Origin of the sequence: Gordonia sp. UBA7599 (assembly GCA_002477755.1) — a bacterium.
GTDB lineage: Bacteria > Actinomycetota > Actinomycetes > Mycobacteriales > Mycobacteriaceae > Gordonia.
The window spans coordinates 1-5,746 of the sequence record DLKD01000156.1 but is presented as its reverse complement, the minus strand read 5'-3'; the positions used below and the strand labels follow the sequence as shown (position 1 = coordinate 5,746).

The following is a 5,746-nucleotide window of genomic DNA, read 5'->3' as shown; positions in this document are numbered from 1 at the left end:
CACTTTTCGACCGGAGCCGACATTGTCCTCGACTTCATGGCCCAGGTCCGGCCCGATGATGTGTGACCACATCACACACCCGGAGACGTGGCGCGGCGACGAAGGGGATGTCGTCGCCGCGCTCGCCCCGTTCGCGGCACGGAAGTCCACCGCCGAACTCCTGTCCCTCGCGGCCGAGGCCGGGCTCACCGGCGGCACGGTGACCTACCGATTCGGCGCATTCCCCGAGCGACAGCACCATAGCTCGGTGTTCCTTCTGACTTACGAATGATCGAGCGCACCCCCGGCACCGTCCTGACCTGGCGCTGCCCAGCCTGCGGACAACGCTGGGCATGGCGAAACACCTGGCGCGGCCGTCGCCGCATGAACCGCACCAAGCGCGATCACGGGCAGCGCTAGTGGCCTGGCAGTCGCACGCCGGGACACGCAGTGTTCCATCCCGACTACAACAGGCCTGCTTCAAGCGGGACCGCCACACCTGCCAAAGATGCGGGTACGTCGGCCGCCAGGGCGACGGCACCCTCCACGCCGACCACATCCACAACCGGGCCGCAGGCGGAGGCGACGAGCTCGCCAACCTCGTCACACTGTGCAGGCCGTGCCACGACGCCAAGACCACACGTGAGCGTGCCGCCGGCGTCGCGGCTCGCAAAGCGCGATGCCGACTCCCCGCTGAACCCCATCCCGGCCTCCGGGGTGGGGGGTGACCCAGCCGGATCAAACCCTTAGCCCCGGGGGACATAGCACCTGAGGCTCTGTACGGGTTCCCAAGTTTTGCACGCGTCAACCCTGGAGGTTGACGATTCCGTCCCGACCCTGGAGGTCACCAAATTGCCTGGTCCAGTCCCTAAGCGCTCCGATCAACGCCGTCGACGTAACCAGACGTCCGCCACTGACAAGGCCGCCGGCGCGAAGGCGGTCAAGGTTCCTGCCGCAGACAGGAGCTGGCATCCGATCGCGAAGAGCCTGTGGGCTTCGCTGGCCAAGTCGGGCCAGGCTGACTTCTACGAACCGTCGGACTGGGCTTTCGCATTCAGCCTGATGGACGATCTGTCCTACATCAAGAAGGCCCAGGAGCGCGATGAGCGCCGACCTGCGCAGATGCTCCAGACGGTGTACTCGGCTTTTGAGCGTCTGCTGGTGACAGAGGGCGATCGTCGACGCGTGCGCCTGGAGCTCGAGCGCGGCGGCGAGCCCGACGTCGATCCGGCGAAGGTCGCCATCATGGACGAGTACCGGGCCGCGGCGACGTGACTTCCTCGATCCGGTTGTGCGCTGCGTGCAACGGGTCGATGGTGGGCAAGCGCCCGCACGCCGTCTACTGCAGTCGGCAGTGCAAGACCCGTGCGTCTGATCGCCGTCGTCGCGACGACGGCCGTTCCCGCAAGCGGGACCGCGAACGCTACGCCGCAGAGGGTGGCCATCGGCGCGAGTATGCGCGCAGCTACCTCGCCGAGAACCCTGATCGCTGCCGGGAGTACCGCCGACGGCGGAAGGCGCGCCTTCGTGGTGCCCAAGCCTTCCAGTTCTCGGACGCGGACTGGAAGCGGACCCTGAACCGGTACCGGTTCTGCTGTGCGTACTGCGGAGAGTCCGGCCCGCTCACGATGGATCACGTCGTTCCGATCTCTCGTGGTGGCCGCCACAGCATTGGCAACGTGGTCCCGGCCTGCGGACCCTGCAACTTCGGGAAGCACACCTCCCTAGCCATCGAATGGCGTCGCCGCCTTGATGAGCGAAGGGGGGTGATGCCCGATGACAGCCGTTCGTTCGTGGCCTGATGTTGTTCCCCAGGGAGCCAACACCGCGATCGGCTGGGAAGCAGCGAAGTTCGCAACGGACTGGCTGACACAACCAGACGGTCCCGATGCTGGAAGCCCACTCCGATTCACCAGGGAGCAGCTCCGAATCCTGCTGCGGTGGTACGAAGTCGACGACTCAGGTCGGTTCGTCCACCGTCGCGGGGTGATCCGCAGAATGAAGGGCTGGGGCAGGCAAGGATCCGTTCGCCGCGGCGATGGTGTGGTTCGAAGCCTTGGGCAAGTGCCGCATGATCGACGGCCGGCCAGCTCAGCACCCGGCGCCATGGATTCAGATCGCCGCCGTGTCGCGCGAACAAACACGGAACACCATGACACTGCTCGGTCCGATGCTGTCAAAGGACGCGATCGCCGAGTTCGGCGTCGACCTGGGCAAGGAGATCATCTACTGCCGCGGCACCGGTCGCATCGAGGCTGTCACATCAAGCCCCCGCGCACTCGAGGGCGGCCGCCCGACCTTCGTGGTGAAGAACGAGACCCAGCACTGGATCTACGCGAACCAGGGCGTCGAGATGTCGCGTGCGATCAACCGGAACCTGGGCAAGTCGCGTGACGGTGCGGCCAGATCGTTGGCGATCCAGAACGCGCACGTCCCCGGTGAAGGCTCGGTCGCCGAGGCCGACTACGAGACATGGACGGCGATCGAGACCGGCCGATCACGCGCCGCCCTGTACTACGACGCAACCGAGGCGCCGAGCGACACCGATCTCGCCGACCGCGACTCGCTGCGGGCGGGGCTGATTGATGCGCGCGGCGACTCGGAGTGGCTCGATATCGACCGACTGGTCGAGGAGATCCTGGACCCGACGACCCCGGTTGAGGTGTCGCGCCGCTTCTACCTGAACCAAGTCGTCGCGGCATCGGATGCCCTGGTGACGACCACAGCCTGGGACACCACAGCCACCGATGACCGACTCGAGCCGGGCGACCGGATCACACTGGGCTTCGACGGCGGCAAGACCGACGACGCGACGGCACTCATTGCGATACGGGTAGCTGACCGATTGGTCCAAACGCTCGGGATCTGGCAGGCACCGGATGGGCCTCGGGGACGGGACTGGGAAGTCGACCGCGCCGAGGTCGACGGCGTGTTCCGTAACGCGTTCACGACATACGACGTTGTCGGCGCATTCGCTGACGTGGCGCTGTGGGAGTCCTACGTCGATCAATGGTCGATGGACTACCGCAACCAGTTGAAGATCCGCGCATCGAACCGATCGGTCGTCGGATGGGACATGCGCAGCGGGCTTAAGGACTCGACGCTCGCGAACGAGGCACTTGTGGCGGCAGTGCTCGACGGCGCGATCAGACACTCGACCGGTGAGCCCGTCGACACGCTCTTGCGGGTACACGTGCTGAACGCCCGCCGCCGACTGAACCGCTACGGCCTGTCGTTCGGGAAGGAACACCGCGAGTCGGCCCGCAAGGTCGACGGCTGGGCGGCGATGCTGCTCGCCGACATGGCGCGTGCTCGCTACCTCGACAAGCACCCAACCACCGAACGCACCGGGCAAGCGGTGTTCTTCTCGATGTGAAGGAGGTCGCGTGAAAGCTCGTGACGCCGTCGACCTCGCACAGAACCTGCTGCAGGTCCGCGCCTACGAGGCGCGACGCCTGGACCTGCTCAACGCGGCGCTGTCGCCGACGGTGCCGTACTCCGGTGGTGAGCTGGGGATCCCGACACAGCAGTCGGTGTGCTCGGTGCCGGTCGACACGGATGCGAAACCGGCGCTCAAGCGGATGGCCGCCCGTTCGGAGACGAACTTCCTGCCGCTGGTGCTCGACACTTTCTCCCAGGTGATGAAGGTCGACAACTACCTGTCGTCCGACGGGTCGGCGGCCGGGCCGTGGAAGTGGTGGCAGCGCAACCAGATGGATGCGCGCCAGACCGGTTTGCACCGTTCGGCGCTGCACTACGGCGTCGCCTATACGACGGTGCTGCCAGCGCTCACGCCGGGCCAGGAGGAGTCGGGCGCGGAGGTGTTCTGGCAGCCGTCGTCGCCGCGGCAGATGACCGCGGTGTACGGCGAGCGCATGGTGTGGGACCCCAAGCACGGTGGGCCGATCGACGACGACTGGCCGTTGCACGCGCTGGAGGTCAACGGCAACATGATCCGGCTCTACGACGAGTCGGATGTGCACTTCATCGGTGTGAAGTCCCAGCCGCACTCGACGTTGGGCTGGACTGATCCGACGTATCTGCGGGCGGAGAACTTCGCCTACATCGAGTCGCGCCACCACGGCATCGGGGTGTGCCCGATCGTGCGCTACCGCGACCGGGTGCTGCTCGACGGCGAAGAGCAGCTCGGCATCATCGAACCGCTGTTGGCGATCCAGTCGCGCATCAACGAGACCACGTTCGGGATGCTGGTCGCCCAGTACTTCGCCGCGTTCAAACAGCGCTACATCATCGGCTGGACCGCTAAGAACGAAGACGAAGCGATGCGGATGAAGGTCAACAACGTGTGGACCTTCAACGACACCGACGTGAAGGTCGGCGAGCTCAACGAGACCGACCTGACCCGCTATATCGAGTCGAAGGACTCCGGGCTGCTGGACATGTCCGCCATCGGCCAACTGCCGCCGCACGCGCTGGGGTTGACGAAGGTTTCCAACATCTCCGACACCACGCTGGCGGCGTTGGAGTCGGCCAAGGAGCGCAAGTCCGACGAGATCACCACGTCGTTCGGCGAGTCCCACGAACAGGCCTTCCGGCTGGCTGCCTACATCGACGGCGACACTACCGCCGCCGCGGACTTCGCGTCGGAGGTGAAGTGGCGCGACGCGTCGGCCCGCTCGTATGCGGCGACGGTTGATGCGCTGGGCAAGTTGGGGCAGATGCTCGGTGTGCCTGATGAGTTCTTGTGGGAGTTCATCCCCGGCTGGACTCGGGAGACTGTGAACCGAGCTGTCGCCGCACGTCGGGAGTCTGACCCGCTGACCATGCTGTACGACGCGCCTGCAGAGCCCTCGGAGTCGGCGCAGCCCATGTCGTCGGACCTGGTGACCGGTGACCTCACCGACGCAGGCTAGACCGCTCTCGACCGCGGAGTATCTGTACCGCCAGGGCGCCATCACCAAGAAGATGGTGCGCCTGGCTGCCCGGTTGCTGAGCTCGTTGGGTAAGCCGACCACCGACGAGGCGCGAGCCCGGTTCGCCCAGGTTGCATACCGGAATGTGAACGAGGCGCGGCGCGAGTCCTATGTGCTTGCGGTGCGCAACATGGCCCACACGGTGCCCGGTGTCGAGCCGGCACCGCTGCGGCCCTACAGCCCCAAGGCGATCGAGACGATCCTGGCCGACATTGAGCAGGAGAACGCGCAGCGCCGCTCCCGCAGTCACGTCACGGTGAGCGCACCCGACCAGGTGACCCGCGGCAAGTCGAAGGCCACCGTCAGTGTTGCCGGACAGCTCGGGGCACGCCTGGCCCGCCACGCCGACGCGGCCGGGCGTGAAGCGGTCATCGACACCGCCGAGCGCCACGGTAAGAAGATCGGCTGGGCGCGGGTGCTCTCGGGTGCGGAGAACTGCTCACGGTGTGTGATGCTCACCTCCCGCGGCCCGGTGTTCAAGACCGAGAAGTCGGCGACCATCGCCTCCAAGGGTGTGCGGGCGGGCAAGACGTTCCACGATTTCTGCGACTGCAAAGCCGTCTTGGTCCGCGAGGGCGAGGACTGGGACGGGCGCGAAGCCTACGAGCTCTACGAGGACTTGTGGACCGAGGCCACCCGCGGCTACAGCGGGCATGCCGCCGAACTCGCGTTGCGCCGCCAGCTCGACCGCGCCGAGCGTGAGGGCTGGACCCATCAGGAGCTCCTGGAGCGTCTGCGCGAGGAGAACGGGTCGACGCGCGACGACGGAACGGATGCCGACCCGCGTGGCAACTCATCGGAAATTCCGATGAGCATCGCGAAGTGGAGCGAAT

The 5,746-nt window shown here is 66.3% G+C and carries 6 protein-coding genes and 1 pseudogene; all 7 read left to right on the top strand.

From position 1 onward, the window contains the following. A partial coding sequence (locus tag B4L26_RS17955) for a hypothetical protein (RefSeq protein WP_290721113.1) occupies nt 1-271 on the top strand: 271 nt, incomplete at its 5' end. A 61-nt stretch (nt 272-332) separates the two neighbouring features. Then, nucleotides 333-707: an HNH endonuclease gene (locus B4L26_RS19135; RefSeq protein ID WP_290721110.1), complete on the top strand. Its 375-nt coding sequence runs from the start codon at nt 333-335 to the stop codon at nt 705-707. 124 nt (nt 708-831) lie between these two features. Further along, nucleotides 832-1,254, top strand: coding sequence for a hypothetical protein (locus tag B4L26_RS17945; protein WP_290721107.1), 423 nt, complete (start codon nt 832-834; stop codon nt 1,252-1,254). Nucleotides 1,255-1,292: 38 nt separating this feature from the next. Continuing rightward, nucleotides 1,293-1,781, top strand: coding sequence for an HNH endonuclease (locus B4L26_RS17940; protein ID WP_290721105.1), 489 nt, complete (start codon nt 1,293-1,295; stop codon nt 1,779-1,781). Between the two features lie 350 nt (nt 1,782-2,131). Next, nucleotides 2,132-3,355, top strand: coding sequence for a hypothetical protein (locus tag B4L26_RS17935; RefSeq protein ID WP_290721104.1), 1,224 nt, complete (start codon nt 2,132-2,134; stop codon nt 3,353-3,355). Nucleotides 3,356-3,365: 10 nt separating this feature from the next. After that, nucleotides 3,366-4,853: a phage portal protein gene (locus B4L26_RS17930; RefSeq protein ID WP_290721102.1), complete on the top strand. Its 1,488-nt coding sequence runs from the start codon at nt 3,366-3,368 to the stop codon at nt 4,851-4,853. Then, nucleotides 4,831-5,746 (top strand): annotated as a pseudogene (locus B4L26_RS17925) (hypothetical protein); the annotation flags it as partial. The gene B4L26_RS17930 and the pseudogene B4L26_RS17925, both read left to right, overlap by 23 nt.

Coding starts and splice junctions, on each gene's coding strand:
- B4L26_RS19135 (WP_290721110.1), top strand. CDS start 333: ATGGCGAAACACCTGGCGCGGCCGTCGCCGCATGAACCGCACCAAGCG.
- B4L26_RS17940 (WP_290721105.1), top strand. CDS start 1,293: ATGGTGGGCAAGCGCCCGCACGCCGTCTACTGCAGTCGGCAGTGCAAG.
- B4L26_RS17935 (WP_290721104.1), top strand. CDS start 2,132: ATGACACTGCTCGGTCCGATGCTGTCAAAGGACGCGATCGCCGAGTTC.